Raw genomic sequence first — 26,691 nt, 5'->3', positions numbered from 1 at the left:
CGGTTTTGGGGGCAACTATGGTTGCGGGGACGGCGCAGGCCGATGAGGCGAAGATCGCCGCGGTTCTCTCCACGACGGGTACCTATGCCTTTGTCGGTGTGCCGCTGGTCAACGGCATCAAGATGGCGCACGAGGAATTCAGCGCCTCGGGCGGTTACGGTGATCACACCGTGTCGCTGCAGTTCGACGACAATCGTTCGGATCGGCAGGAGGCAATATCGCTGCTGACGCGGCGGGCCACTAGCGATGGTGTCGACATGATCCTGGGCCCCATTGCCTCATCCGAGGCGATGGCGACCGGTCCGGTCGCAGTGCAGCTCAGCATCCCAATGTTCACCGTGGCGATGACCAACGGGGTGCTGCCGCTGGGCGAATGGATCTTCAAGATCACCGAGACCGCAGACAGCTACATGCCCCCGCTGGCGGATTACATCGGGGAAACTCTGGCACCGGACAACTGCTATCTGGTGTCGCTCCTCGACAACCCCGGCTACATCGTCCAGAAGGACGTCTTCCGCGACACGCTGGCCGGGTATGGCGTCGAAATACTGGCGGATGAAGGCATCCTCGCCACGGACACCGACTTTACCGCGCTATCGACGAAGATTGTCGACGCTGAACCAGAGTGTCTCTTCGTGACGGCCCCGCCAGAACAGGCGGCCAATGTCATCCTGCAAGCCAAGCAGGCCGGCCTGCCACGTGACACGATCATCTCCGGCGACAGCGGCCTCGGAGCGTCTCAGTTCATCGACGCGGCCGGTTCTGCGGCGGACGGTGTGCTCTTCGTTTCGATCTTCGTCGAAACCTATTCGGACGCGACGCGCGATTTCGTCGAACGCTACGAGGCGGAATACGGCGTTTCGCCCGACCATTGGGCGGCGACAGGCTATTCCATGATGTCGGTGATCGCCTCTGCCGTGCGCAGCATCGACGGTGACATCAACCGTGATTCCCTGCAGGAGGCGCTGGAAAACACCACGGATGTGCCGGTACTGATGGGGACCGGGTCGATGAGCTTCGGCGAGGGCCGCGTTCCGACGCACGGCAGCGTGGTGATGCGCATCAAGGATGGCGCCTGGGAATTGGTTGAGTAAGACAGTGACCCGGATTCAGGAAACAGCATCTGCGCCTGGCGTATCGCCAAGCGCAGATCATCATTGCGATGTTCTGGTTGTGGGAACGGGGCCGTCCGGCATGGCCGCCACCGCGGCTGCTGCCGCGGCGGGGGCCGAGGTCCATGTCATAGAGGCATTGGACGAGATCGGCGGCAACTCGGTCTGGTCCACCGGTTACATGGCCTTCGTCAATTCCCGCGCCCAGCAGGAAGCAGGCATCGAGGACAGCGTCGACGCGTTCATTTCAGATGCCGAAGCCAGCATCGACCTGCTGCGCGACCACTACCCTGTCATCACCGATCCCGGCCTGCTGCGTCTTTTCGCGCAGCACAGCGCCGAGACCTACGATATCCTGGTTGGGCGCGGCGTGCGCTTCTCGCGCTTTATTCCCAGGCCATTGCAGCATCGCACCACCCGGATGCTGGCGGTGGAGGACATGATGGGCTTTCGCCGGGCCTTCGAACCCGAGTTCTCACGCCCGAACGTGCGCCTCTTTACCCGGACAATCGCCGACCGGCTCGTGTCCGAGGACGGGCGGGTGACGGGCCTGGTGGCGCGGGGAGCGGATGGGGGCACTTTGCGCTGGAACGTTCGCAAGGGTGTTGTCCTGGCATCGGGCGGCTACCAGTCGAACCCGGAACTTCGCGCCCGCCACGTGCCTGGCTATCTTGCACGCGCGCCCTACCTCGGTATCGATACCTGTCGTGGCGACGCGCACCTGATGGCCGGCGCCATCGGGGCCGACCTGATCAACATGGGGCTGGTCCTGCCTCTGGTGATAGTGTCGTCCTCCTTCGTCGAGGATTGCATTGCCGTGAACCGGGACGGCAGGCGGTTTCACGACGAGGCCGGTCCCTATGAGCGCCGGGTCGAGGCGCTTCAGGCGCAGCCGGACCGGTGCGCCTTCTACATTGTGGACGACGAGACTCGCCAAGCCAAGGCGCAGCTCCTGGCCCAGATGCCGGAACCGCCGGTTTCGGCGCCGGATCTCGGGCGACTCGCGGTCACAATCGGCGTCGATCCCGGGGAGCTGCAAACTTCGGTGGCGGAGTGGAACGAGTTTCTCGCCGGTACATCCGACAAGGATTCGCGCTTTGGGCGCGTGGTCCTGCCCGGGGGACGCCGCCAGATCGTAAAGCCACCCTTCCATGCGGTGCCGATGGTGGTCGGATCGAATTTCGTCAGTGGTGGAATGCGGGTCAACGATGCCCTGCAGGTCATGGACGTCTTCGGCGATCCGATTGCCGGGCTATACACGGCCGGCGACGCGGCCGGTGGCTTCAACCCGACTGCGGAACTGGGTGGGATGCGTCTCAGCGGCGGGTTCACACTGGGCCGGCTTGCGGGAGAGGCGGCTGCCGAAGGTCGCAGCGGGCATGTCCGAGAGGGAACGGCCCCGAAAGGCGCCCATATGCCCAGTATGATCGGAAGCCGGATCGCGCTGCAGGATGTGCGCGACTGAACCACCACGAGCAGGCGCCGGTAATACCGGCGCTGTGCTGTTCCAATTGCTGATGGGCAATGTCCTGCCGCGATGGCTGGCTTGACCCCGTTTGACGGAACACTCAGCAAGTTGCGGTTTCCGACTGCCCATGATGCCTGATCGTAAGCGTCCGGTACGCGGGTGAACTTGTAGACTGGGATGCAGGTCAGCGTATCTGGGAGCCACCCTTGCGGGTCCACACCATTCAGCTGGCCGTTCCGGTCAAGCTGTCTGCGATGGCGGCGGCGCGGCCGCCGGTCCGTGAGCCGACGAACAGGTAGATGAGATGACCGTTTCCGCGCACGCACAGGTCAGTGTTGGGCAAACCACACAACGTTTGAGCCGGACTTCTGCAGCCATCAAGAGGCTGCTGCAGAAGCCCGGCTGGAGCTGGGATCGGATACGTCTAGCGTCCCCGGTAAGGTGCCAATATCAGTGCAATTCTTCGGGGTTGAAAGGCTCATCCGGGTTCGGTTTGGTCGTGCTGATGTAATCCCGTGTCAGCTTCTTGCCCATGCTTGCCAGCCGCCAACCGTTGATCGGCTTGCGCTGCGGCAGCGGCGTGAGGTTCCTTTCCTGGCCAGAGATCATGACACGCGTGATGTTATCGGTGTTCCCCAGCAGGGTTACGTCTTTCTCGACCTGGCCGTTCACGAAGATGATGTCGGCCTCGTAGCCCTCGAGGATCGCCCCTGTGCGGCCCTCCATGCGCAGCGCCCGGGCGCCTTCCATCGTCGCCGAGCGGATCGCCTCAAGCGGGGTAAAGCCGAAATACTTGGTCAGGACCTCCATCTCGCGGTAGTGCCAGTCGCCGTAGGGCACCAGCGAGAACCCGGATTCGGATCCGCACAGGATCGGTACGCCCGCCTTGTGAGCCTCAGTGATCGTGTCGATGCTGTCGGTGATCTCACGCTCAAAAAGCGAGATCAGGTTCTTAGAGGTGCCCAGCCGAGGGCCGAAGTCCACCATGTTCGCCTGGAAGGTCAGGGCAGGTGCGATGGGAATCTTGCGGTCAATGATCTCGCGCAAGGCTTTGTCATCCATCGCGGTGCCGTGAAAGATCAGGTCGAACCCGGCCACCGCGGCGCGGCGCGTGGCCTCGGCCCCGCGGCAATGGCCCATGACCGGTGTGTGCAATTCGTGCGCGGTGTCGCAGATCAGCTTCAACTCATCCTCGGTCCAAACGCAAACTTCTCCCAAATGGGACATGCGCGGCACGATCCCGGTGACATGCACCTTGATCCAGTCGGCGCCATGCTTGATCTGGCGCCGGATCTCGGCCACGATCTCATCCGGTCCGGCGGTAACCTTGTAATAGCCGGTGATGCCGCGATCCTGGATCAGCGTGCCCGCCGTTCCTCCCAGATTGTTGATCAGCGCATAGGACCCGCATGCCATACGCGGACCTTCGACCACGTTGGCATCGATCGCGTCGCGCAGGTCAATCATGTTCTCGAAGGTGCTGTCGGGATCCAGGATGCCCGTCACTCCGGCGCGCAACAGCTTGCGCGCGTTGTAGGAGGCGACAAGGGCCGACAGGGCGTTGCGTCTCTGATGAAATATCTCGGCATTGGAGGCGGCGTCGTCGAAGGAGAGGTGGCAATGGGCGTCGATGAGGCCGGGCATCACGGTCTGGCCGGTGGCGTCGATTTCCCGCGCGCCCTCGGCGCGGCTTTCGGCGTTCGCGCCCAGGGCCGCGATCTTGCCATCCTCGACGAGAATTTCGGTTGCGACCGGCGCGGCCCCGGTCCCGTCGATTACGTTTCCGCCGCGAATGATGATTTTGTCTTTCATCTCGTTTCCTCCGTTAGCGACCGTCAGAGCCTGAGCAGCCGTCTGGCATTGTCCGCAAGTTTTGGTTCGGGGGCATGCGCGTCCCCCGGGTCGGGTGCATCCCAACCCGCGAAATTGGTGCCGTAGACCAGGTGATTGTCACCGATGAGCGACACCAGCAGATCAAGGCTGTGCGAATTGTTGAGGTGGTTGTCGAACCACAACCGGCCCAGTCTTTCCTCGAAGGCTCCATCGGGTTTCAGCGCGTCGATGACCCAGGGGCGCTTGCGCACTGCCCGTTTCATGCGGCCAACCAGATAGCCCATCGATCCGCCGCCGTGGCTAAGGCAGATGTCCAGTTCCGGGTGCCGGTCCAGGACGCCGCCATAAACCAGGGTGCAGACCGCCAGCACCTCTTGCGCGGCAAAGCCGACCACCACGTCGAGGTCAAAGCGTTTGAGCGCCGGGTCGCCCGGGGGTCCGTCGATCCCGGCGGGGCTGGGGTGGATGAACAGCGGCACATCCAACTCGACGCAGATCGCATAAAGCGCGTCCATCGCAGGATCGTCCAGCGGGTGTGGCATATCAGTGCCAATCTGCGCGCCCAGCATCCCCAGATCCACGATCGCGCGGCGCAGTTCCGCGCAGGCAGCCGGTATGTCCTGCATCGGCAATGCCGCGATGGCACCCAGCCGTCCGGTCCGGCTGCGGACCGTTGCAGCCAGCGCGTCGTTGTGGGCGCGGCAAAAGCGGATGGCCTCAGGCGCCGGGATGAAATGAAAATAGGTCAGCGGATTGGGAGAAAGAAGCTGGTAGTCGATCCCGGCTTCGTCCATGCGCTGTAGGCGCAGGTCGGTGTCCATGAATGGGCTTCCGACGTAGCGCACGCCGTCCAGCCGGTAGTCACCGACCCGGAACCAGGGCTGTCCGTCGGGATAAGCGCCGATCTCGGGCCCAAAATCGCCGGCGGCGCCCATCGAGGCGGCCAGAACGGCATGGGCGTGAACGTCGATCACGCGGGCGGTTTGGGCGGAATGTGCCATTGTCGGAGGTCCTGCCGTCAGTAGTCGTTGGAAATTACCAGTCGATTCGATTTCGCCCGTGAACAACATGGCATGAACACATCGTTGGCCTGGCGTTCTGCCGTGGTCAGGAACTGGTCCCGATGGTCAGGTGTCCCCTCCGCGACCTGAGTCATGCACATGCCGCAGACGCCCTCGGTGCAGGAATTGGGAATGTCGAGGCCCGCGTCCAGCAGTGCGGACAGCGCGGTCTGGCCCTTTTCGACGCAAATAACCTGGCCAGTTTCCTGGATTTCAATCTCGAACCCGGTGTCGGTATCCATCTGCTCGACCGTGCCCGAGAAATATTCGGTATGAACGGCCTCGTCGGGCCACCCGGCTTGCCGCGCCGTGTCGCGGACCCAGTTCAGAAAACCGGTCGGGCCGCAGATATAGAGGTGATCGCCGGCATCGCGCGCCGCCAACAGGGCGGGCAAGGCCAGTTTCTGATCCTCGGGGCCATCGTCGAGATGCAGGTGCACGCGGCCTTGAAACCGCTGCTCCGATAATAGCTCGGCAAAGGCCAACCGCGACCGACTGCGGGCGCAGTAATGCATCTCGAAATCCGCGCCTTCGGCGGAAAGCGTTTCGGCCATCGCAAGAAGCGGCGTCACGCCGATGCCTCCGGCTACGAGCAGGCTTCGACGAGCTTCCGGCACCAGCGCAAAGTGATTTTTCGGGAGGCCAATGGTCAACGTGTCGCCGGTCGAAAGCTTTTCATGCATGTGGCGCGAGCCGCCGCGTGACTCCGGCTCCTTGAGCACGGCGATCCTGTAGCGGTCGGTCTCTCCGGGGCAGCTGCAGAGTGAATACTGCTTCGCCGGCAGGCCAGGCAGGAATACGTCTATATGAGCGCCCGCGTCAAAGGCGGGCAGGGCGTGGCCGTCCGCTCTCACCAACTCATACGAAGCGATCCCCTCCGCCTCGTTGCGAATGGACGCTACTTTCACAAGTAGTGAACTCATCGATCACCTCCTCGTTCGATTATACCAGTTGTTAAACTGACAATCCCTGCGATATAGTCAAACCTAATATATTTAAGTGATGTATCTGAAAATCAGATGCTAACTGGCTAGAACGACTCGGGCAATCGGGCAGAGAGGATGGAGAGGGCGAGGATGAACAGCGCACACTTCACGTTGCGACAGCTGTCCTATTTCGTGGCCGCCGCGAAATACGGAAAGATTGCTCGCGCGGCCGCCGAGATAGGGATCTCGCAATCCGCCGTCACAACTGCCGTCCGCGACCTGGAAGCGATCCTGGGAGTGCCCTTGCTGGAGCGGCACACCTATGGCGTGTCGCTAACGTACCGTGGCCACCTTTTCCACCAGCACGCCATGAAAGTGCTCGAAGCGGCGGAGGAAGCGCAGCAATGGCCCTTTCAGGCCTCGCTCAACCTCTCGGGGCGGCTGAACATCGTCGGTACACATGTCGTTCTGGGTTATTTCCTGCTGCCCTACATTCAAAAATTCCTGTCCTCCCATCCTAATGTCGAGATCTCGGTGAAGGAGTTGACGCGCCCCGAATGCGAAGAAGCGCTGGTCATGGGCAGCGTGGAATTGGGCGTGATTCTGACGTCGAACCTTGCCCGCCCGGACGATCTGGAAACCCATTCCCTGGACACCGCACAGCGCCGGGTTTGGGTTTCGTCCCGGTCCTCCCTGGCCTCGCACCGGACCGTCTCACTCAAGCAACTCCAAGACCTGCCATATGTCTTTCTGATGATCGATGAGGGTGAGCGGGTGCTGCGCGAATCCGTGCGGCCCTATGGGTTCGAGCCCAACGTCGTTCTGCGAACCACATCGATGGAGGCGCTGCGCGAATGGATCGGACTTGACCTTGGCGTGACGATTGTCGCCGACACCGTCTACCGACCTTGGTCGCTCGAAGGTTTCAAGATCGAGCGCCTGAGCATTGCAGAACCGATTCCACCGCTGGAAATAGGGCTCGCATGGAAGCGCGACACCGAGCTGAGCGAGTTGGCACAGCATTTTGCGAACTTCCTGCGGCAGACGGTGACACGCGGCAGCAGAGGTATCTGATAACCGCAAATGAAACTTGAGAACAGGAGGGACACCGATGGATTTCGGGATCGCGGGAAAATGGGCGCTGGTCTGCGGTGCGAGCAAGGGGCTGGGCCTGGGCTGTGCCAGGGCGTTGGCGGAGGAGGGAGTCAACCTCGTAATCGTCGCCCGGACGGAGCGGCTCTTGCGGGAGGCTGCCGACAGTCTGCGCGCGCTGCCCGGTGCGAACGAGGTGATCGCGGTGGCCGCAGATATCACCACACCCGAAGGGCGGGCCGCGGCCATGTCCGCCCCAAACGGTCCGGGCGACGCCTTCGATATACTGTTGAACAACGCGGGCGGTCCACCGCCAGGTGATTTCCACGATTGGGACGATAGCGATTGGCAGGCGGCGCTGAACGCAAACATGCTGACGCCGATCGCCCTGATAAGGGCGCTGGTTGACGGAATGGCCGAGCGCGGCTTTGGCCGCATCGTCAATGTCACCTCGGTCTCGGTGAAAGCGCCAATTGCCAACCTCGGTCTGTCGAACGGCGCGCGGTCGGGGCTGACGGGGTTCGTGGCGGGAATCGCCCGCGGGCCGCTGGCCCGGCAGGGAGTTACGATCAATAACCTCTTACCTGGGGCCTTCGCGACCGACCGGCTGATCGGAACCATCGAGGACGAGGCGCTGAGCAAGGGGATGGCTGCCGACTCAGTGCTTGAAGCCAGACGCCAGTCCATCCCGACGGGCCGGCTGGGGACGCCAGAGGAATTCGGCGCCGCCTTTGCCTTTCTGTGCAGCCGCCAGGCGGCATACATCAACGGCCAGAACATCCTTTGCGACGGGGGGGCTTATCCGGGCACGCACTGACGACACAAGAAAGGGGCCGGACGGACCGGACCGGCCCCCACCTGTCAGGCCCCCGATTTTCCAAGGTACAGCAGTGCCAGGCTCAGAAGGGCCGCTGAAAACAGCGTCAGGGCGCAGCTCAGATCCGGTCGGGTGCCAAAGCCGACGAGGACCGTGCTCAGCGCACCAAAGGACATTTGCGCCGCGCCGAACAGCCCCGCTGCGGACCCGGCCAGTTGCGGCACCGAGTCGAGTGATGCCGCCAGTGCGGTCGCGCTAATGCAACCGGCGGCAAACATCAGGACAAAGGTCAGCGCGAATAGAAGGGCCGGGGTCAGGACTTCGGTGAGCACCGCCGCCAAAAAAGCACCGCTGGCCGCGACAGCCAGGAGGCCGCCGAACTGCAGAAAGGCGCTCTGCGACATGTGTCCTACGCGCAGCCGGGAGATAAAGGTGCCGCTGATTGCACCCACCAGGATTCCTCCTACGAAGTAGCCCACATTTTCGGGCTGAACCTCCATTTGCTGAATCAGGATGTAAGGCGCCGCCGCGAAATACCCATAGGTGGCGGTCGACCCGAGAGCGCCCCCCACGGCGATGCAGATGAACTGGCGTTTCATCGCCAGGGCCCTGAAATCCGCCAGCAGCACCTGAAAGGTCAACCGTTTGCGATGGCGAGCCGTTTCAGGCAGCAGGCGCAGGCTCAGCATCAGTACGGTGGCCGCAAGAACAAGCAGGAACACGAAGATCCCCCGCCAACTGCCCTGGACGACGATCCACCCGCCGATGACAGGACTGATAGCGGGGGCAGTCAGCATGATCAGGTTCAGCAGGGAAATGTCTTTCTGCGACCCACCCGGGCCTGATACATCGCGCACGATGGCCCGCGCCAGCGTGATGCCGCCCGCGCCGCCAAGTGCCTGCAGCAGGCGCCCCGAAAGGAGCGCCGGCAGGCTGGCGGCCAGAATGCAAACCAGCGTGCCGAGCGCGTAAAGCATCATGGCCGCGATCACGACCGGCCTGCGTCCGAAGGCATCCGTGACCGGACCGTAGATCGGCTGCCCAACCGCCAGGCCCAGGATATAGACCGTCAGGACCAGTTGCGATTCTTGCGTTGAGATACCCAGTGTCTGTGCGGTGAAAGGCAAGGCTGGAACGAACATGTGCATGGCCAGCGTGCCGGTCGAGGCCAGCGCCACCAGCAGCCAGAGGGGCGGCCTGCCCGCACGTTTCCCTGTCCTCGTTTCTGTCCCAGCCACGACAATCCGATCATTCATGTTCACGGCAACTCTTGCCGCGTGCGCGGCACACGAAAAGACGTTTCTTCTTAGGGCGGGCATCGGGAGTTCAGATCGCGAGGCGGGCCGTGACCGCCAGGCTGCCGCGCGGACCGTGTTGGGCGGAACGGCCGGCGCTCCTGCTCCAGGTCCACGACCCTGACAAAGCGGTTCCATCGGGCCATTGGCCGATCTCGTCACGCCGCGCAAGCCACGGTCGGCTGCGCAGCAGTGGTATTGTAGACCTCACCTGTCGCAGAACGAAGTCGCGCCGGCGACAAGTTTCTTGCGCAAGGCCTCATCGCCTGCTCGTGTATCCAGGCCGCAAACTGCCTGCCGGATACAAACATCTCCGCCGCTGCGGTATCTGGCCTGCCTGCGGGAAAGCCCCCCTGTCAGACGGCGATGGCGTGGCGTGCGGTCGTGGCGGGCAGGTAGGCGTCGAAGACTGAGGCGACCACGCGCACCAGCGGCGTGCCTTTGTCTGTCAGCGACAGATGGCCGCCGCGCCGCGTTATCAGGCCGTCGCGTTCCAGGGCGCGCAATTCCGGTTCGAGTTCGCTGTACCATTCCGCCGCCGCCCGGCCGTGCTGGGCCGCCGCATCCAGATCGACCTCACCGCAGCACATCAACCTCTCGATGACGTGGCCGCGCAGCTTGTCGTCTTGGGTAAGAGCCAGGCCCTTGCCGACGGGCAGTTCGCCGCCCTCGACCGCGCGGGCCCATGCGCCGGTTTCCGACAGGTTCTGCACATATCCCGAAGGGGAGCGCCCGATGGAGGTCGCACCGACGCCAAGCATCGTTTCCGCCTGATCGGTCGTATATCCCTGAAAGTTCCGGCGCAGCGTGCCGTCGCGGGCCGATTTGGCCATCGAATCCGAGGGCAGTGCGAAATGGTCCAGCCCGATTGCCACATAGCCCGCCTGAATCAGGGCGGCGGCGGCTGCCTGCGATTGCATCAGGCGGGCATCCACGCCGGGCAGGGCGGTCTCGTCGATCAGCCGTTGTTTCCGGGCCATCCACGGCACATGCGCATAGCCGAACAGCGCGATGCGGTCAGGGCGCATCTGCACGCAAAGGCGGATCGTGTCGAGAAGTGTTTCCACCGTCTGGTGCGGCAGCCCATAGATCAGATCGAAGTTGATGCCTGTCACGCCAGCGGCGCGCAGACCTTCAACCGAGGCGCGCACCATCTCGGGCGGCTGGACCCGGTTGATGGCCTTTTGCACCTTCGGATCGAATTCCTGCACGCCAAAGCTGGCGCGGGTAAAGCCCAGCTTGCCGATCCGTTCGATCATCGCAGGCGTCAGCGTGCGCGGGTCGCTCTCGATTGCCAGTTCCGCATCCGAGGTGACGCGAAAGGTGCCCCGCACCGCATCCATCGCGCGTTCCAGATCATCCGGCACCAGCGCGGTCGGCGTGCCGCCGCCCCAGTGCAGATGCGAGATTTCCATGCGGCCGGGCAGGTGGCGTGACAACAGATCAATTTCGCGGATCAGCGTTTGGGCATAAGCGGCCACGGGCGCGTCGCGTTTGGCCAGCTTCATGTTGCAGCCGCAATACCAGCAAAGCTCACGACAGAACGGCACGTGCAGATAGAGCGAAACGGGCGCTTTCGGATCGAGCGCCGAAAGCCAGCGCGCATAGTCCTGCGGCCCAACCGCATCGGAGAAATGCGGGGCTGTGGGATAGCTCGTGTAGCGCGGCACATTGCGGCTCATATAGGATTTCAGGGCGTCGGTCATGGCTGTTCCAATCTGTCGCGCGGCATGTCCGCAAGCGTCCTGACCGCGCAGAGTTGTGTTGCGCGCATGATCCGGCGAAATCTGCGCCCTGTCCTTGATCCAAATCACAGGCGCGGTTGCGGCCCGGTCGGGCCAGGGGCGGTGTCAGACCATGCTGAGGTCGGCCCCCTCGATTTTCGCGGCACTGACCAGTTGATCGACAAGGCTGCGGGCCTGCCGCGCCCAGGCGGCCTTTTCCATCGCCTCCGCGATTTTTTGCTGCACGGCCTCGAAGGGTAGAACCTGACCCGGTGCCAGCGCGTCCAGCCGGATGAGGTGATAGCCGTGCCGGGTCAGAACGGGCGGTGAGGTCTCGCCCTCGGACAGGGTGCGCAGCGCTGCCTCGAATTCCGGTACGGTGTCGCCCGGTCCGAGCTGCCCGAGCGCGCCGCCCGAATCCTTGGAGCCGCATTCGCTGTGCCCGGCGGCCAGTGCGGCAAACCCCTTGGGGTCGCGGGCCAGCATGGTGGCGATGGCTGTGATGCGGGCCAGTGCATTCTCCCGCGCGTCGGGCTCGCGGGGGTCGCAGGCGATCAGGATATGGGATGCCTCCCACAGGGGCGGCGCCCTGAACCGGGAGGGATCCTTGCGCCACTCTGCCGCGACCTCCTCGACCGTGGGGGGCGTCACGCGGACCGACTGTTCGAGAAGGCCGCGAATCCGGGCCTCCTCATCCGTCTCAAAGCGACCGGGGCCGACCTGCTGAGGGTCTGGCGCGATATTCCGGGCCACGGCCTCCTGCAAGAGCAGGGTTCGGATCGCAACGGCATTGGCCGCCTTGCGCCATGCGATTCCAGGTTTGCCTTTCGGTGCCTGCTGGTTCTGCGTCTCCGCCGCGATGCGGGCATGGGGGACGGTCTGACCATTCACGATCAGGTCGGGAAAAAGGGGCGCATTCATGATCTGTGCTCCGCCGGAATTGCCTTGGGATCCGCGCGACCGGGCAGGGGCTGCTGCCGTCGCGAGCGCACGATCTGATAGCCGGGGCGCAGAAGGAACCGGAACGGCGCCGCAAAGCCGGAGATCATGTGAACAAGCCGTGTGAACGGGAACAGCATGGCGATCAGCAGGCCCAGAAAGATGTGCGCCTTGTAGAGCCAGTGGACATCCACAACCGTCGCCCAGGCGTTCAGGTTCAGCAGGATCACGCTTTGCGACCAGGTCATGAAGCGGACCATTTCGACCCCGTCCATATGCTGCAAGGTCAGCACGATCGTGCCCAGCCCGATGAACAATTGCAGCCAGATCAACACCAGAATGCCGATATCGGCGAAACTGGTGTGCCGCCAGATGCGCGGGTCCGTCACCCGGCGGTGGATCAGCAGGGACGCGCCCACAAGGGCCGCAATCCCCGCCGTGCCGCCCAGGATCACCGCCGCCCACTGCTTCCACGGATGCGGAATGCCGAGCGCGTCGAGGATCCAGACCGGGGTGAACAGCCCGATCAGGTGCCCGCCGAACACCGTGATGATGCCCACATGGAACAGGACCGACCCCCACCACAATTGCCTGCGTCGCAACAGCTGGCTGGAGGAGGATTTCCACGTGAAGGGGTCTTTCTCGTACCGTGCGATCGAGCCGACAATCAGCACGGTCAGCGCGATATAGGGCATGATGCCAAAGATGAAGTAGTCGAGATCCAGGAACATGAGGGTTCTCCCTATTCGGCCGCGTGCGGGGCGGGGTTGATCGGAACGTCCATGTTGGCCAGCATGTCGCGCACTTGCGGGCAGCCCGCATTCGGATCGGGGCCGAAGCGCACTTCGCTTTCCTCCCAGACCTGGTCCAGCGCCTCCAGATCGGTGGGATCGTCGTCGGGCAGGGCCAGCATTTCCGCGACCGCCGCCGCGTCCGCCTTGACCCCGGCAAGTTGCAGGAGGCTCGCAAAGACGGCGCCATAGGGGCTTTGCCTGCGGTTCAGGCGCGCGTTCAGGGCCTCGAAGATATGGGCCGCGTCGGCCAGCACCTCACGCGCCTCGGCGGTCGGGCGGGTGGCGAGGAATTCCAGCAGCACCGGCAGGTGATCGGGCAGTTCGGATGTGACCGGATCGAACCCGCCCGCGCGGTAGGTTTCGACCAGCGACACCATCGCCCCGCCGCGATCCCGGCTTTCGCCATGCACATGTTCGAACAGGTTCAGCGACAGGGTGCGGGATCGGTCGAACAGCATGACGAAGGTTTCCTGCACCTCATAGATGTCGCGCGTGGTCAGCGCCTCGACCAGCGGGCGCAGTGCCCTGCGCGCGGCGGCGGTCAAGCGCGGGTCGGCGGCAAGAACGCCGCCGATTTCGGGCATGACGCGCTGCAACTCGGACGTGGGATAGCTCAGGATCAGGGACAGGGCCTTTAATGTACGGTCCATTTCATTGCACCTCCGCCGGCATTTTCAGGGGTCTTTTCGAGCCGCCGAACAGCGACCCGTTCGAGATGCCGGTGGAGCATCCGTTGGTGTCGGTGAACCCGCAGCCGCCTTTCAGGTCATAGGCATCCTCGACCTGTTCACGGTGCGTGGTGGGGATCACGAAGCGGTCCTCGTAATCGGCAAGCGCCATGATCTTGTACATATCCTCAATCATGCGCCCGCTCAGGCCGACACGCTGGGCTATGCCCTCATCAATCACGCCCTCAACGGTTTTGGAGCGCATGTAGGAGCGCATCGCCAGCATCCGCTCCAACGCGGTGATGACGGGTGCCTCGTCGCCCGCGGTCAGCATGTTGGCCAGATAGCGCACGGGAATGCGCAGATTGCGCACGTCGGGCATTCCCGCATCCATGCCGATCGCGCCGGCCTCCGCCGCGTTCTGGATGGGGGAGAGGGGGGGGATATACCACACCATCGGCAATGTCCGGTATTCGGGATGCAGGGGGAAGGCGACCTTCCACTCCATCGCCATTTTCCAGATCGGGCTTTCCTGCGCCCCCTTGATCCAATCCTCGGGGATGCCGTCGGCGCGCGCCGCCGCGATCACCGCCGGATCGTTGGGGTCCAGAAACACGCCAAGCTGCGCATCATAGAGGTCCTGCGGGTTTTCCACGCTGGCCGCCTCACCGATCCTGTCCGCGTCATAGAGCATGACGCCCAGATAGCGGATGCGCCCCACGCAGGTTTCCGAGCAGACCGTCGGGTTGCCGCTTTCTATGCGGGGATAGCACAGCGTGCATTTCTCGGATTTGCCGGTGGACCAGTTGTAATAGACCTTCTTGTACGGACAGCCCGAGACGCACATCCGCCAGCCGCGGCATTTTTCCTGGTCGATCAGGACGATGCCGTCCTCCTCCCGCTTGTAGATCGCGCCCGAGGGGCAGGACGATACGCAGGTCGGGTTGAGGCAATGCTCACACAGGCGGGGCAGATACATCATGAAGGTGTTTTCGTATTCGCCGTAGATCTGCTTTTCGATGCCTTCGAAATTGTAATCCCCGGATCGTTTCGAGAATTCGCCGCCCAGAATTTCCTCCCAGTTCGGGCCCTTCTCGATCTTCTGCATCCGCTCACCGGTGATCCTGGAGCGGGGGCGCGCGGTGGGGAACGCCTCCATCTCGGGGGCGGATTTCAGGTGGTCATAGTCGAAATCGAACGGCTCGTAGTAATCGTCGATTTCGGGCATGTTGGGGTTGGCGAAGATATTGGCGAGGATCCGCCACTTGCTGCCCTGCCTGGGCTGAAGCTTGCCGGATTTCGTACGCTCCCAGCCGCCATTCCAGCGGGCCTGATTTTCCCAATCGGTGGGATAGCCCAGGCCGGGCTTGGATTCCACGTTGTTGAACCATGCGTATTCGACGCCTTCGCGGCTGGTCCACACGTTCTTGCAGGTGACGGAGCATGTGTGGCACCCGATGCATTTATCGAGATTGAGCACCATGCCGATTTGTGCGCGGACTTTCATTCTGCTGCCTCCTGCTTGGGCACGTCCCGGCTCTTTTCGGTGTCGAGCCAGTCGATCTTCTTCATCTTGCGGATGACCACGAATTCATCCCGGTTCGCCCCCACGGTTCCGTAATAGTTGAAGCCGTAGGATTGCTGGGCGTAGCCGCCGATCATGTGGGTGGGTTTGAGAACCGTGCGCGTCACCGAGTTGTGGATGCCGCCGCGCAGGCCCGTCTTCTGGGAACCGGGCGTGTTCACGATCTTTTCCTGCGCGTGATACATGAAGGTCGAGCCTTCCTTGATCCGCTGCGACACCACCGCCCGTGCGGTCAGTGCGCCGTTGATGTTGTAGACCTCGATCCAGTCGTTATCGACGATCCCGGCAGAGCGCGCGTCCACCTCCGATATCCAGACCACCGGCCCGCCCCTGTTCATCGTCAGCATCAGCAGGTTGTCGGTATAGGTGGAGTGGATGCCCCATTTCTGGTGCGGCGTGATGAAATTGAGCACCAGCGTGTCGCCCGCATCCTGCACGTCCCTGGTGATCGTCTTGAGATCGACCGGCGGGCGGTAGGACATGAAGCTCTCGCCAAACGCGCGCATCCACAGGTGATCCTGATACAGTTGCTGGCGCCCGGTCAGCGTGCGCCACGGGATCAGTTCATGGACGTTGGTATAGCCCGCGTTATAGCTGACCTTGTCGCTCTCGATGCCTGACCATGTGGGGCTGGAGATGATCTTGCGCGGTTGGGCGGCGATGTCGCGGAAGCGGATCTTGTTGCCGTGCTCGCCCTCGGCCAGATGGGCGTGTTCGCGGCCCGTGGCCTTTGACAGGGCCTCCCATGCCTTGACCGCAACGTTGCCGTTCGTCTCGGGTGCGAGCATCAGGATAACCTCGCAGGCATCTATCGCCGTGTCGATCCGGGGGCGACCGGCGGCCGAGCCGTCCAGTTGCACACCGTTGAGCGCGGACAGGTTGTCGATCTCCTCACAGGTGTTCCAGGTGATCCCCTTGCCGCCATTGCCCAGCGTGTCGAGCAGCGGACCCAGCGCGGTGAACCGGTCGTGGATCGCGGTATAATCCCGCTCAACCGCCACAAAGGCGGGTGCCGTCTTTCCCGGAATCAGATCGCATTCGCCCTTTTTCCAGTCCTTCACCTGATCCTGCGCGATCTCCGCCGGGGTGTCGTGCAGGATGGGCAGGGCGACGATGTCGGTTTCCTTGCCCAGATAGCCGGGCGCGATTTCCTGAAACTTCGCGGCGATCGCCTTGAAGATTTCCCAGTCGGACTTGCTTTCATAAGCCGGGTCCACCGCCGCCTGAAGCGGGTGGATGAACGGGTGCATGTCGGACGTGTTCATGTCGTCCTTTTCGTACCAGCTGGCCGTTGGCAGAACGATGTCGGAATAGACGCAAGTGGTGCTCATCCGAAAGTCGATGGTCACCAGCAGGTCGAGCTTGCCGCGCGGCGCGTCCTTGTGCCACCGGGCCTCCTTGGGCAATTGGCGGCCTTCCTCGCCCAGATCCTTGCCCATCACGCCGTTATCGGTGCCCAGCAGGTGTTTGAGGAAGTATTCGTGACCCTTGCCTGACGATCCCAGCAGGTTCGACCGCCACACGAACAGGTTGCGCGGCCAGTTTGCGGGATCGTCGGGATCCTCGCACGACATTTGCAGATCACCCGATTTCAGGTTTTCCGCCACATAGGCCGGGATCTCCTTGCCCGCGGCCTTTGCTGCCCTGGCCACCTCCAGCGGGTTGGTCTTGAGCTGCGGCGCGGAGGGCAGCCAGCCCATCCGCTCGGCCCGGATGTTATAGTCGATCATGCTGGCATCCCAATCGCCGGCGGGGGCGGTGGGCGACAGGATCTCATCCGCCTCAAGCGTCTCATAACGCCACTGGTCGGTATGCGCATACCAGGCGGAGGTCGAGTTCATGTGCCGGGGCGGGCGCCCCCAGTCCAGCGCGAAGGCAAGCGGCTGCCAGCCGGTTTGCGGACGCAGCTTTTCCTGACCGACGTAATGCGCCCAGCCGCCGCCGGATTTGCCGACGCAACCGCACATCACCAGCATGTTGATGACACCGCGATAGTTCATGTCCATGTGGAACCAGTGGTTCATCGCCGCGCCGATGATGATCATCGACTTGCCATTGGTTTTTTCCGCATTGCTGGCAAATTCGCGCGCGACGTGGATGATCTTGTCCGCGGGCACGCCCGTGATCTTTTCGGCCCAGGCCGGGGTGCCGGGCATGTCGTTGGCGTAGTCGTTCGTCACCCAATCGCCGCCAAGCCCGCGATCGAGGCCGTAATTGGCGCAGAACAGGTCGAACACCGTGGCCACGGCTATTTCGCCGTCGGGGGTCTGGATCCGCTTTACCGGCACATTGCGCGTCAGGACATTGGGATGGTCGGCATCCGTCTTGAACTGGCCGAAGGCCTCACCGCCGAAATAGGGGAAATCGACGCCGGGCGCGTCGTCGTGATCCTCATCCAGGATGAAGCTCATCTTCAGCCGGGTTTCAGCTTCCTTGGCCTTTTCCTCAAGGTTCCATTCGCCGTCCTCACCCCAGCGATAGCCGACGGAGCCGTTGGGCGCGACGAAGCCTTGGGAAATCTCGTCATAGGCAACGGTTTTCCATTCGGGATTGTTGCTTTCGCCCAGCTTGCCGTCCAGATCATCGGCGCGCAGGAAGCGGCCGGGCACCAGTTTGCCGTTTTGCCGGTCCAGCTTCACCAGCATCGGAAAGTCGGAATATTTGCGCGTGTAATCCTCGAAATACTCGGTCTGCCGGTCCAGATGGAACTCACGCAGGATCACGTGACCGAAGGCCATTGCCAGCGCCGCATCGGTTCCCTGCCGCGCGTTCAGCCAGACATCCCCGAATTTGGCGGCTTCGGAATAATCGGGGCAGATGACGGCGGATTTCGTGCCCTTGTAGCGCACCTCGGTATAGAAATGCGCATCCGGCGTGCGCGTCTGCGGAACATTGGAGCCCCACAGCAGCAGATAGCCGGCATTGTACCAGTCCGCGCTCTCAGGCACGTCCGTCTGTTCGCCCCACGTCATGGGTGAGGCCGGCGGCAGGTCGCAATACCAGTCGTAGAACGACATGCACACGCCGCCCATCAGGCTGAGATACCGGGAGCCTGCGGCGTAACTGACCATCGACATCGCAGGGATCGGTGAGAAGCCGAACACCCGGTCCGGGCCATAGGTCCTGGCGGTGTAGGCATTGGCGGCGGCGGTAATCTCGGTCGCCTCGTCCCATGTGGCGCGCACGAAGCCGCCCTTGCCGCGCGTCTCGACATATGAGGCGCGCAGGATCGGATCGGCTTGCAGTTTGGTCCAGGCTTCGATCGGGCTCAACGTTTCGCGCATCTTGCGCCAGATCTTCAGCAAGCGCCCGCGCACCAGCGGGTTTTTCACCCGGTTGGCGGAGTAGAGATACCAGCTGTAGCTGGCGCCGCGCGCGCAACCGCGCGGTTCATGATTGGGCAGGTCGGGGCGCGTGCGGGGATAGTCGGTCTGCTGCGTTTCCCATGTCACGATCCCCGATTTGACGTAGATTTTCCACGAACATGAGCCCGTGCAGTTCACCCCGTGGGTGGAGCGCACGACCTTGTCGTGGCGCCAGCGGTTGCGATAGGTGTCCTCCCAATCGCGGTTTTCGCGGGTCACCTGCCCGTGGCCGTTGGAAAACTGTTCCAGCTCCTTGGGTTGCAGGAAGTTCAGTCTGTCGAGAAGATGGCTCATATCCATTTTCCTTTCGCTGTCGGGATGCGCGACCGCGCCTCCGCGTCGTCGATGGGTCAGCAGGGCACCGGTGCGTTCTTGCGGCTGTAGAAGGTCCAGGTGATCGCCACGCAGACCACGTAGAAGATCAGGAAGCACCAGAGCGCGCCGTTCGGAGCCCCGGTAATGCTGATCGAGGTGCCGTAAAGTTTCGGGATGAAGAACGCGCCGTAGGCGGCAATGGCCGAGGTAAAGGCGATGATCGCCGCGCTCTCACGCTCCGACTGTTTTTGCAGGGCCGCCGCGTCCAGTTGCGGCATCAGGCGCGGCACCTCCTGCCGCATGATCGACGGGATCATCTGGAAGGTGGAGGCATTGCCCACCCCGGTCAGGAAGAACAGCGCCATGAAGCAGGCAAAGAAGCCCATGAAGCTGCCGCCCTGTCCGCCCGAGGGCAGGAAGAAGATCACGCCATAGACCGCGACGATCATGCCGAGGAACGTCCAGAACGTGACCCGCCCGCCGCCGAACCGGTCGCTGATCCAGCCCGTGCCCGCGCGGCTGAGCGCACCGACAAGCGGGCCGAGGAACACATATTGCAGGGCGTTGACCTCGGGGAACATCAGGCGTGTCAGCAGGGGGAAGCCTGCCGAATAGCCGATGAAGCTGCCGAACGTGCCGGTATAGAGCACGCACATCACCCAGTTGTGGAAACGGCCGAAGATGACGGCCTGATCGCGAAAGCTGGCCTTGGCGTCCGCGATGTCGTTCATGCCCAGCCATACCGCGACCGTCGCGATGAGGATAAAGGGCACCCAGACAAAACCGGCGTTCTGCATCCACAGCTGGCTGCCATCATCCAGCGTGACCGGCGCGCCGCCCATCGCGCCGAAAACGCCCGCGGTAATCGTGATCGGCACCAGGAACTGCATGACCGACACGCCCAGATTTCCCAGACCCGCGTTAAGCGCCAGCGCATTGCCCTTTTCCGCCTTCGGAAAGAAGTAGGCGATGTTTGCCATGGAGGAGGCGAAGTTGCCGCCCCCAAGCCCACATAGCAGCGCCAGCGTCAGAAAGATCAGATAGGGCGTTTCGGGGTTCTGCACCGCGTAGCCGATCCCCATTGCCGGCAGCAGTAGCGACCCGGTCGAAAGGGTCGTCCACAGCCTGCCGCCAAAGATCGGCACCATGAAGCTGTAGAAGATACGCAGGGTTGCGCCCGACAGTCCGGGCAATGCGGCCAGCCAGAACAGCTGGGACGAGGTGAAGTCGAACCCGATGGCGGGCAATCTGGCGACCACGACCGACCAGACCATCCAGACCGAAAACGCCAGCAGCAGGGCAGGGATCGAGAGCCACAGGTTGCGCCGCGCGATTGCTCGGCCCGTCTCTTTCCAGAATGTTTCGTCCTCGGGGTGCCACTCTGTCAGCGTGCGGGGCATGGTTGTCCGCTCGGGCAGGTGGATCGACTGCATCTCGGGCAGTTCGGGAAGCGCGTCCAGCGCCGGTCCATGGGCCGCCCGCTCCATCGCGCGCACGGACAGGTGCATCCAGCCCAGCGAGACCGCCACCAGTGCGAACAGAAGCGCGAAGCAGCTGGTATAGATGCCCGTCAGCTCCAGCAAAGCCCCGAACCCGATGGGAAGCGCGAACCCGCCCAGACCCCCGATCATACCGACGAGGCCCCCGACCGCGCCGACATGTTGCGGATAGTAGACCGGGATATGCTTGAACACGGCTGCCTTGCCCAGGCTCATGAAGAACCCCAGAACAAAGAGCGTGATGACGAAGGGCCACAGGGCCATTTCCGTCGAGAAGGTAATCGGGCCGTCCTTGGCCTGAATCACGTAGTTGGTCGGCGGATAGGACAGCATGAACAGCAGCACCAGGCTGAAGCCGAAGGTCCAGTACATGACTTTGCGCGCGCCGAACTTGTCTGACAGGTGGCCGCCATAGGCCCGGAACAAGGAGGCCGACAGCGAGAATACCGCCGCCGCCATGCCCGCCGCCCGAATGTCGAGGCCATAGACGTCGATCAGGTAATGCGGCATCCAGAGCGCCAGCGCCACGAAGGCCCCGAACACAAAGAAGTAATAGAGCGAGAACCGCCAGACCTGCAAATTGCGCAACGGCGCGAATTGCGTGGCAAAGCTGGGCGGCTTGATCCCCGACTTGCGCCGCGCGACCAGTTCCGGGTCGTCCTTGGCAAACACGAAGAAGATGATCGCCATGATGCCGAGGCCGATGGCCCAGACATGCGCCACACCCTGCCAGCCATAGGCCACCATCACGAACGGGGCCACGAATTTGGTAACAGCCGCCCCGACATTGCCCGCCCCGAAGATCCCCAGCGCCGTGCCCTGATGACCCGCATCATAGAAGCGCGAAACGTAGGCGACCCCGATGATGAACGACCCCCCGGCCAGACCAATGCCCAATGCGGCGATCAGATACATCGGGTAGGTCGAGGCGAAGGTCAGCGCCCATGTCGCAATCGCGGTCAGGGCCATCTGGGCGGTAAAGACCAGACGCCCGCCGTATTTCTCGGTCCAGACGCCCAGAAACAGGCGCGTGATGGAGCCGGTCAGGATGGGCGTTGCGACCAGCAGGCCAAACTGCGCCTCGTTCAGCCCCAGTTCGACTTTGATCCCGACACCGATAATGGAAAAGATCGTCCAGACCGCGAAACATGCCGTAAAGGCGACGGTGCTCAGCCCGAGGGCTCTGTTCTGATCGGCTCTGCCGACCGTTCCGGCACTGTCCATGGTACGTCCTCCTGACGATTATCGTGCGACATGCACAATTCGGGCGTGTGCAAGAGGTGGAGGGTTTTGGGCCGTGCGTGCTTGACGTGGATCAAAAACGGGAAAATATGCAGCAAAATAAATTACTTAGCCATATTTATCAAACCCTGCGCGACGATAGATCAAGCCGCGCTGCGCGTAGGTCAATCGCAAAGTTGACATTTATCAAGCGGGCCTGAAGGATACCGCCTATCAGCGAAAAGCGGCGGACCGGGGTGGACATGTCTGAAGACTACAAGCAAGAGATTCGGAACCTTGAATTGTTCACCGCCATGGACGAGGCCAATTTCCGTGCCCTGGTGCGGGGGGCCTATGTTCAGAACTTCCCGCCGCGAATTGATCTGATTCACGAGAATGATCCGCCGGATTTCCTGCATGTCATTCTGTCGGGCTCCGTTGATCTGTTCTCGGTCTGGAACGGGCGGGAGACGAGCATGGCCACGGTCAGACCCGTCTCGACCTTCATTCTGGCGGCGAGTGTGCGGAATCTACCTTACCTGATGTCCGCCAGAACGCTGGAGAAGAGCCGCATCGCCCTGATCCCTTCGCAGGATGTCAGAGAGGTTTTCGCCAGGGACAGCGCCTTTGCCCAGGCAATCGTTGCCGAACTCGCGCAATGCTACCGATCCGTGGTGAAGAACGCCAAGGACCTCAAGCTGCGAACATCGTTCGAGCGGCTGGCAAACTACCTGCTGCGCCAGCAGGAGCGGACAGGCGATGTGGCGTTCGATCTGGCGATGGAAAAAAGGCGGCTGGCGTCCTTTCTGGGCATGACACCGGAAAACCTCAGCCGTGCCTTCAAGGGGTTGGAGCCGCACGGCGTCAAGGTGGATGGCAGCCGCATCGTGATCTGCGACCTTGCAGAACTGACACGCTATGCCAAGCCCAACCCTCTTATCGACGATTATGCGACGTGAGGGCGGGCTCAGCGGGGGGGCAAGCATGGCGAAAAGGGAATATGCGTCGTAAGTGTCAAAGAGCCATTGAATAAAAGCTATCAATCCAGTTGTATTTAAGGCCCAGATAGGCACTGCCTTCCTTGCTTAAATGACCTCCGTCTCTGTAAATGAAGACACCATCGACTATTGGATGACAGACCTCGCCTTCGCAAATGTTATCGTGCAACCAGTAAACAGGTATTGAGTTCGATACATTTCTTAAAAGTTCATAAGGTCTTGTTTCCGGATTCATTTCAAAGTCACACACGTCTTCATCCGTGGCAAAAAAGACGCTTCTTATAGCGCATTGTCCAAGATTAAACTTATTGCTCTCGGTCGGCGTTGGAGAGACAATCAACACGCGGGCATCTGAAATCAGACGTATCTGATCCACGGTCGCCCTTAACATTTCAGAAACATAGTCCAAGCTATCCCCAGATATAACTTCGCCGCTTTCGGTTTTTAAGGTTCCGCTTAGTACCCCACTAAAAGGAGATGATATTACAACAAGATCTACATCTTCGTTTTGACTTAACCAATTCATAACACTGTTATTAAACTGAATGCAATCCATAGCCCAGTCGCTGGTCCTACCAACTGTGATTTGGGCTATCCCTAATATTGGAGTGCAGGCTGATTTTGTGTGCTGCTGTAATTCAAGGTTTGGGTCACTGGCTAAAATGCCTTGGGCTAGATGCATCGCAAAACTATCACCCCAAAGCAAAATTTTGGGATTATCTGAAGTAAAGCAGTTCTCTGAATCGGTAAAGTGGCCCTCACAATCACTATGAAGGCCACGATTTATAGCAACGCGCTGATCCAGCTCCCCAAGTGTGAAAGTTCCGGCGCGGCGCCAATCGAAACCCTGACTAAAATGCCCGGAAAAGGCAATAATTACAAACGCTGCGCTAACAGCCCCACTCGCTGCAAAAAGGCCAGTTCTTGTAGGGAGCAAAGGCCTATTCTTTTTCCTAAAGGGCTGCTCAATGAACCGCCATGAGAGCCACGCCAGCACCAGAGACAAGAGGGCAAGTGAAGCCATCAACAAATCATCAGGTTTGGCTATGCTTCTTAAACGAGCAAAAGCAAATAGCGGCTGATGCCACAAGTATGCACTATAAGAAATCAATCCTATTCCAACAAGAGGAGTTGCGGAAAGAAATCTTGCGACCAATGTTTCACGCGCAGCGAACAAAATTATCAAAGACGTTCCTACTACTGGAGCAAGAGTATATACGCTTGGGAATGGTGTGTTATTGTCAAAATGTAAAACTGAGAACACGATTAACGCCAGCCCTGTGACACTGAGGACATTGCTTGACCTGGGCGAACGGCCCACTGTCAAAAATGCACAGATAGAACCTGCCAGCATTTCCCACGCGCGTGACGGTGCCAGGTAGAAGTTCGCGGAAGGTGAGTTCCGCCACCCCCACTCGGCAACGAGGAGGCTCGCCACGGAAACCGCAACAACACTCCAGAACACACGATTACGGCCGAACCTCCACGCAAAAAGCAAGAATAGTGGAAACAGAAAATAATATTGCTCCTCTACAGCCAAGCTCCACGTATGCAGAAGTGGTTTTAGTTCGGCAGCCGCAGCAAAATATCCGTCTTCCCTCCAGAAAAGTATATTCGAGACAAAGAAAATGACAGCAAAAACGCTTTGCGCAAAATCTTTCAGCTGCGACGGCAACATCCATAGATATGCAAATGGCAGGCAAGCCAGCATCACGGTGAACAAGGCTGGCAAGATTCGCCTGGCCCGACGTTCATAAAATCGTAGGATTGAAAACTTTCCTTGCTCAAGTTCACCGATCAGTATGCTGGTAATGAGATAGCCACTAATGACGAAAAAGATATCAACACCAACGTAGCCGCCGCTGAATAAACTGAAGCCAGCATGAAATAAAATTACCGGTAAAACAGCTACAGCGCGAAGTCCGTCGATTTCACTTCTATACTTCATGCGGGGCAGTCCTGATAGTTCTCAAAGTCCATATTAACGTCAGTATATTGGTGATTTCATAAAGTCCACTTGATTTTATGCATCAGTTCCGGCTGGACAGGCTCGTCAATCGTTATTTCGGGGCGGACAGTGGCGAGAGGCTGCTTGCGGCGGTCATCCTTGACGGGATTCTGGAAAATCTCGCGTTTTCGCTGCACCAGATGTGAGCATGTCAGCACCCCCGCGCGGGGGCACGTTTTTTCATCGCGTTTTTCCTCGGTGGGAAATCAACTTTCCGGGTCGCATTCGGATGCGTTTGGGGGCTAACCTTATTCTGCACGCGGAGGGGGCAGGGGCTTCGAAGCTCGGGGCTTCGCTTTCGCGTCAGGTTCACCGATCGGATCGCAAGGTCTGATGCAATGAGGTCCGCGAACCGGGCCCGGCAACGAAACGACAGGGAAACGATGATGATGAAACATCTCCTTCTGGCCGCGACGGCCATGACGATGACGATGGGGGCGGCGCAGGCGGAAACCCTGCGATGGGCCCGGTCGAGCGATTCGCTGACACTGGACCCGCAGGCCCAGAACGAAGGGCCGACGCTGGCCATGATGCACCAGATGATGGAGCCGCTGATCCTGCGCAACCCGTCGGGTGAGTTGGAAAGCGCGCTGGCCACCGACTGGGCCGTCAGCACCGAAAACCCCGACGCCTGGAACTTCACCCTGCGTGAGGGCGTGAAATATCACGACGGCGCGGACTTCACCGCCGAGGATGCCGTCTTCTCGTTCGAGCGCGCGATGAGCGAGAACAGCGACATGAAGGGCTTGCTCACCTCCATCGTGTCGGTCGAGGCGAACGGCGATCATGAGCTGATCATCACCACCGACGGCGCGAACCCGCTGCTGCCCTCATCGCTGACCAACATCTTCATGATGGACAAGGGCTGGGCCGAGGCGAACGGCGCCCAGAACGTGCAGGATTTCGAGAGCGGCGAGGAAACCTTCGCCTCGCAGAACGTCAACGGCACCGGCCCCTACCGGCTGGTCAGCCGTGAGGCCGACGTGAAAACCGAGATGACACGGTTCGACGGCTATTGGGGCGCGGATGAGTTCCCGCTGGATTATACCGATATCGTCTACACGCCGATCCAGAACCCCTCGACACGCGTTGCGGCGCTGCTGTCGGGTGAGGTGGACTTCATCCAGGACGTGCCGGTGCAGGATCTTCAGCGGATCGAGAGCGATCCCGAACTGAAGATCATGACCTCACCGCAGAACCGGGTGATCTTCTTTGGCATGAACATCGGTGACGAACTGGTCAACGGCACGCCCGAGGGCGGAAACCCGCTGGCCGATGTGCGCGTGCGTCAGGCGATGAACATGGCGATCAACCGTGATGCGATCCGGCAGGTCGTGATGCGCGGCCAGTCGATCCCGGCGGGGGTCGTCATGCCTCCGTTCGTCAACGGCTGGACCGAGGAGCTGGACACCGTTCCCACCACCGATGTGGAGGCCGCGCGCGCCCTGATGGAAGAGGCCGGCTGGGCGGACGGATTCTCCATCCAGCTCGACTGCCCGAACGACCGCTACGTCAACGACGAGGCGATCTGTCAGGCGGCTGTCGGGATGCTGGCGCAGATCGGCGTGACGGCGAACCTGAACGCGCAGCCCAAGGCGCAGCACTTCCCGCTGATCAACGGGCTGGGGTCGGATTTCTACATGCTGGGATGGGGCGTTCCGACCTATGACAGTGAGTATATCTTCAACTTCCTGTACCACACCAAGGGCGATGAGTTCGGCACCTGGAACAGCACCCGCTATTCCAACTCCAAGATCGACGAGATGACACGCGCCATCGCGGCCGAGGTCGATCTGGAGGCCCGCGACGCCATGATCGCGGAAATGTGGCAGATCGTGAAAGAGGACATGATCTATCTGCCCGTGCATCACCAGACCCTGAACTGGGCGATGCGCAACGAGGTCGGCGCAGCCGTGAATGCGGACGATACGGTCCATGTGAAGTACTTCACACACGACTGATCGTTGCCAA

At 61.4% G+C, this 26,691-nt stretch carries 18 protein-coding genes; 6 read left to right on the top strand and 12 right to left on the bottom strand.

What is annotated here, in order from left to right:
- Positions 1-17 precede the first annotated feature (17 nt).
- Together H1S03_RS14050 and H1S03_RS14045 are read left to right on the top strand one after the other, a co-directional pair.
- The gene (locus H1S03_RS14050; protein ID WP_185804962.1) at positions 18-1,094 is read left to right on the top strand and encodes an ABC transporter substrate-binding protein; all 1,077 of its coding nucleotides are present in this window, start codon (positions 18-20) and stop codon (positions 1,092-1,094) included.
- Positions 1,069-2,577 (top strand): FAD-dependent oxidoreductase, encoded by a 1,509-nt coding sequence (locus H1S03_RS14045; protein ID WP_185804961.1) that lies wholly within the window; start codon positions 1,069-1,071, stop codon positions 2,575-2,577. The genes H1S03_RS14050 and H1S03_RS14045 overlap by 26 nt, the downstream gene beginning before the upstream one ends.
- 453 nt (positions 2,578-3,030) lie before the next feature.
- Here H1S03_RS14045 and H1S03_RS14040 read toward each other — a convergent pair whose 3' ends face one another.
- The 3 genes from H1S03_RS14040 to H1S03_RS14030 are packed head-to-tail and all read right to left on the bottom strand — an operon-like array spanning position 3,031 to position 6,397.
- Complete coding sequence (locus H1S03_RS14040; RefSeq protein ID WP_185804960.1) at positions 3,031-4,392, bottom strand: metal-dependent hydrolase family protein; 1,362 nt, start codon at positions 4,390-4,392, stop codon at positions 3,031-3,033.
- A 23-nt stretch (positions 4,393-4,415) separates the two neighbouring features.
- Positions 4,416-5,414 carry an amidohydrolase family protein gene (locus H1S03_RS14035; RefSeq protein ID WP_185804959.1) on the bottom strand — a complete coding sequence of 333 codons (999 nt, stop codon included), beginning with the start codon at positions 5,412-5,414 and terminating at the stop codon, positions 4,416-4,418.
- A gap of 17 nt (positions 5,415-5,431) precedes the next feature.
- Positions 5,432-6,397, bottom strand: a complete 966-nt coding sequence (locus H1S03_RS14030) for a PDR/VanB family oxidoreductase (RefSeq protein WP_185804958.1) — start codon at positions 6,395-6,397, stop codon at positions 5,432-5,434.
- A gap of 138 nt (positions 6,398-6,535) precedes the next feature.
- Between H1S03_RS14030 and H1S03_RS14025 the strand changes: the two genes are divergently transcribed.
- Together H1S03_RS14025 and H1S03_RS14020 are read left to right on the top strand one after the other, a co-directional pair.
- Entirely contained in the window at positions 6,536-7,474 is a 939-nt protein-coding gene (locus H1S03_RS14025; protein WP_347339233.1) for a LysR family transcriptional regulator, read from the top strand.
- Positions 7,475-7,511: 37 nt separating this feature from the next.
- Complete coding sequence (locus tag H1S03_RS14020; protein ID WP_185804956.1) at positions 7,512-8,309, top strand: SDR family oxidoreductase; 798 nt, start codon at positions 7,512-7,514, stop codon at positions 8,307-8,309.
- A 44-nt stretch (positions 8,310-8,353) separates the two neighbouring features.
- On the opposite strand, the gene H1S03_RS14015 is transcribed toward H1S03_RS14020, so the two are convergent.
- The 8 genes from H1S03_RS14015 to H1S03_RS13980 all read right to left on the bottom strand — a co-directional run bounded on the left by H1S03_RS14015 (position 8,354) and on the right by H1S03_RS13980 (position 21,717).
- Complete coding sequence (locus tag H1S03_RS14015) at positions 8,354-9,565, bottom strand: multidrug effflux MFS transporter (protein WP_221892709.1); 1,212 nt, start codon at positions 9,563-9,565, stop codon at positions 8,354-8,356.
- Positions 9,566-9,960: 395 nt separating this feature from the next.
- Positions 9,961-11,310, bottom strand: a complete 1,350-nt coding sequence (gene hemN, locus H1S03_RS14010) for an oxygen-independent coproporphyrinogen III oxidase (RefSeq protein ID WP_185804954.1) — start codon at positions 11,308-11,310, stop codon at positions 9,961-9,963.
- A gap of 144 nt (positions 11,311-11,454) precedes the next feature.
- Positions 11,455-12,249, bottom strand: a complete 795-nt coding sequence (locus H1S03_RS14005; RefSeq protein ID WP_185804953.1) for a peptidylprolyl isomerase — start codon at positions 12,247-12,249, stop codon at positions 11,455-11,457.
- Positions 12,246-12,998, bottom strand: coding sequence for a respiratory nitrate reductase subunit gamma (narI, locus tag H1S03_RS14000; protein WP_185804952.1), 753 nt, complete (start codon positions 12,996-12,998; stop codon positions 12,246-12,248). The genes H1S03_RS14005 and narI overlap by 4 nt, the downstream gene beginning before the upstream one ends.
- Before the next feature lie 11 nt (positions 12,999-13,009).
- Positions 13,010-13,711 (bottom strand): nitrate reductase molybdenum cofactor assembly chaperone, encoded by a 702-nt coding sequence (gene narJ / locus H1S03_RS13995; RefSeq protein ID WP_185804951.1) that lies wholly within the window; start codon positions 13,709-13,711, stop codon positions 13,010-13,012.
- A gap of 1 nt (position 13,712) precedes the next feature.
- Positions 13,713-15,236 (bottom strand): nitrate reductase subunit beta, encoded by a 1,524-nt coding sequence (gene narH / locus H1S03_RS13990; RefSeq protein WP_185804950.1) that lies wholly within the window; start codon positions 15,234-15,236, stop codon positions 13,713-13,715.
- Complete coding sequence (locus H1S03_RS13985; RefSeq protein ID WP_185804949.1) at positions 15,233-18,973, bottom strand: nitrate reductase subunit alpha; 3,741 nt, start codon at positions 18,971-18,973, stop codon at positions 15,233-15,235. The genes narH and H1S03_RS13985 overlap by 4 nt, the downstream gene beginning before the upstream one ends.
- A 56-nt stretch (positions 18,974-19,029) precedes the next feature.
- Entirely contained in the window at positions 19,030-21,717 is a 2,688-nt protein-coding gene (locus H1S03_RS13980) for a nitrate/nitrite transporter (protein WP_185804948.1), read from the bottom strand.
- Between the two features lie 260 nt (positions 21,718-21,977).
- Between H1S03_RS13980 and H1S03_RS13975 the strand changes: the two genes are divergently transcribed.
- Positions 21,978-22,673 carry a helix-turn-helix domain-containing protein gene (locus H1S03_RS13975; protein WP_185804947.1) on the top strand — a complete coding sequence of 232 codons (696 nt, stop codon included), beginning with the start codon at positions 21,978-21,980 and terminating at the stop codon, positions 22,671-22,673.
- A 55-nt stretch (positions 22,674-22,728) separates the two neighbouring features.
- Here the strand turns inward: H1S03_RS13975 and H1S03_RS13970 are convergent, their stop codons facing one another.
- Positions 22,729-24,660, bottom strand: a complete 1,932-nt coding sequence (locus tag H1S03_RS13970; RefSeq protein WP_185804946.1) for an acyltransferase family protein — start codon at positions 24,658-24,660, stop codon at positions 22,729-22,731.
- Between the two features lie 443 nt (positions 24,661-25,103).
- Between H1S03_RS13970 and H1S03_RS13965 the strand changes: the two genes are divergently transcribed.
- Entirely contained in the window at positions 25,104-26,681 is a 1,578-nt protein-coding gene (locus tag H1S03_RS13965; protein WP_185804945.1) for an ABC transporter substrate-binding protein, read from the top strand.
- Positions 26,682-26,691: the final 10 nt, after the last annotated feature.

This window comes from Pontivivens nitratireducens (assembly GCF_014235845.1).
Taxonomy (GTDB): Bacteria; Pseudomonadota; Alphaproteobacteria; order Rhodobacterales; family Rhodobacteraceae; genus Pontivivens; species Pontivivens nitratireducens.
This window is presented reverse-complemented; position numbering and strand designations above follow the sequence as displayed.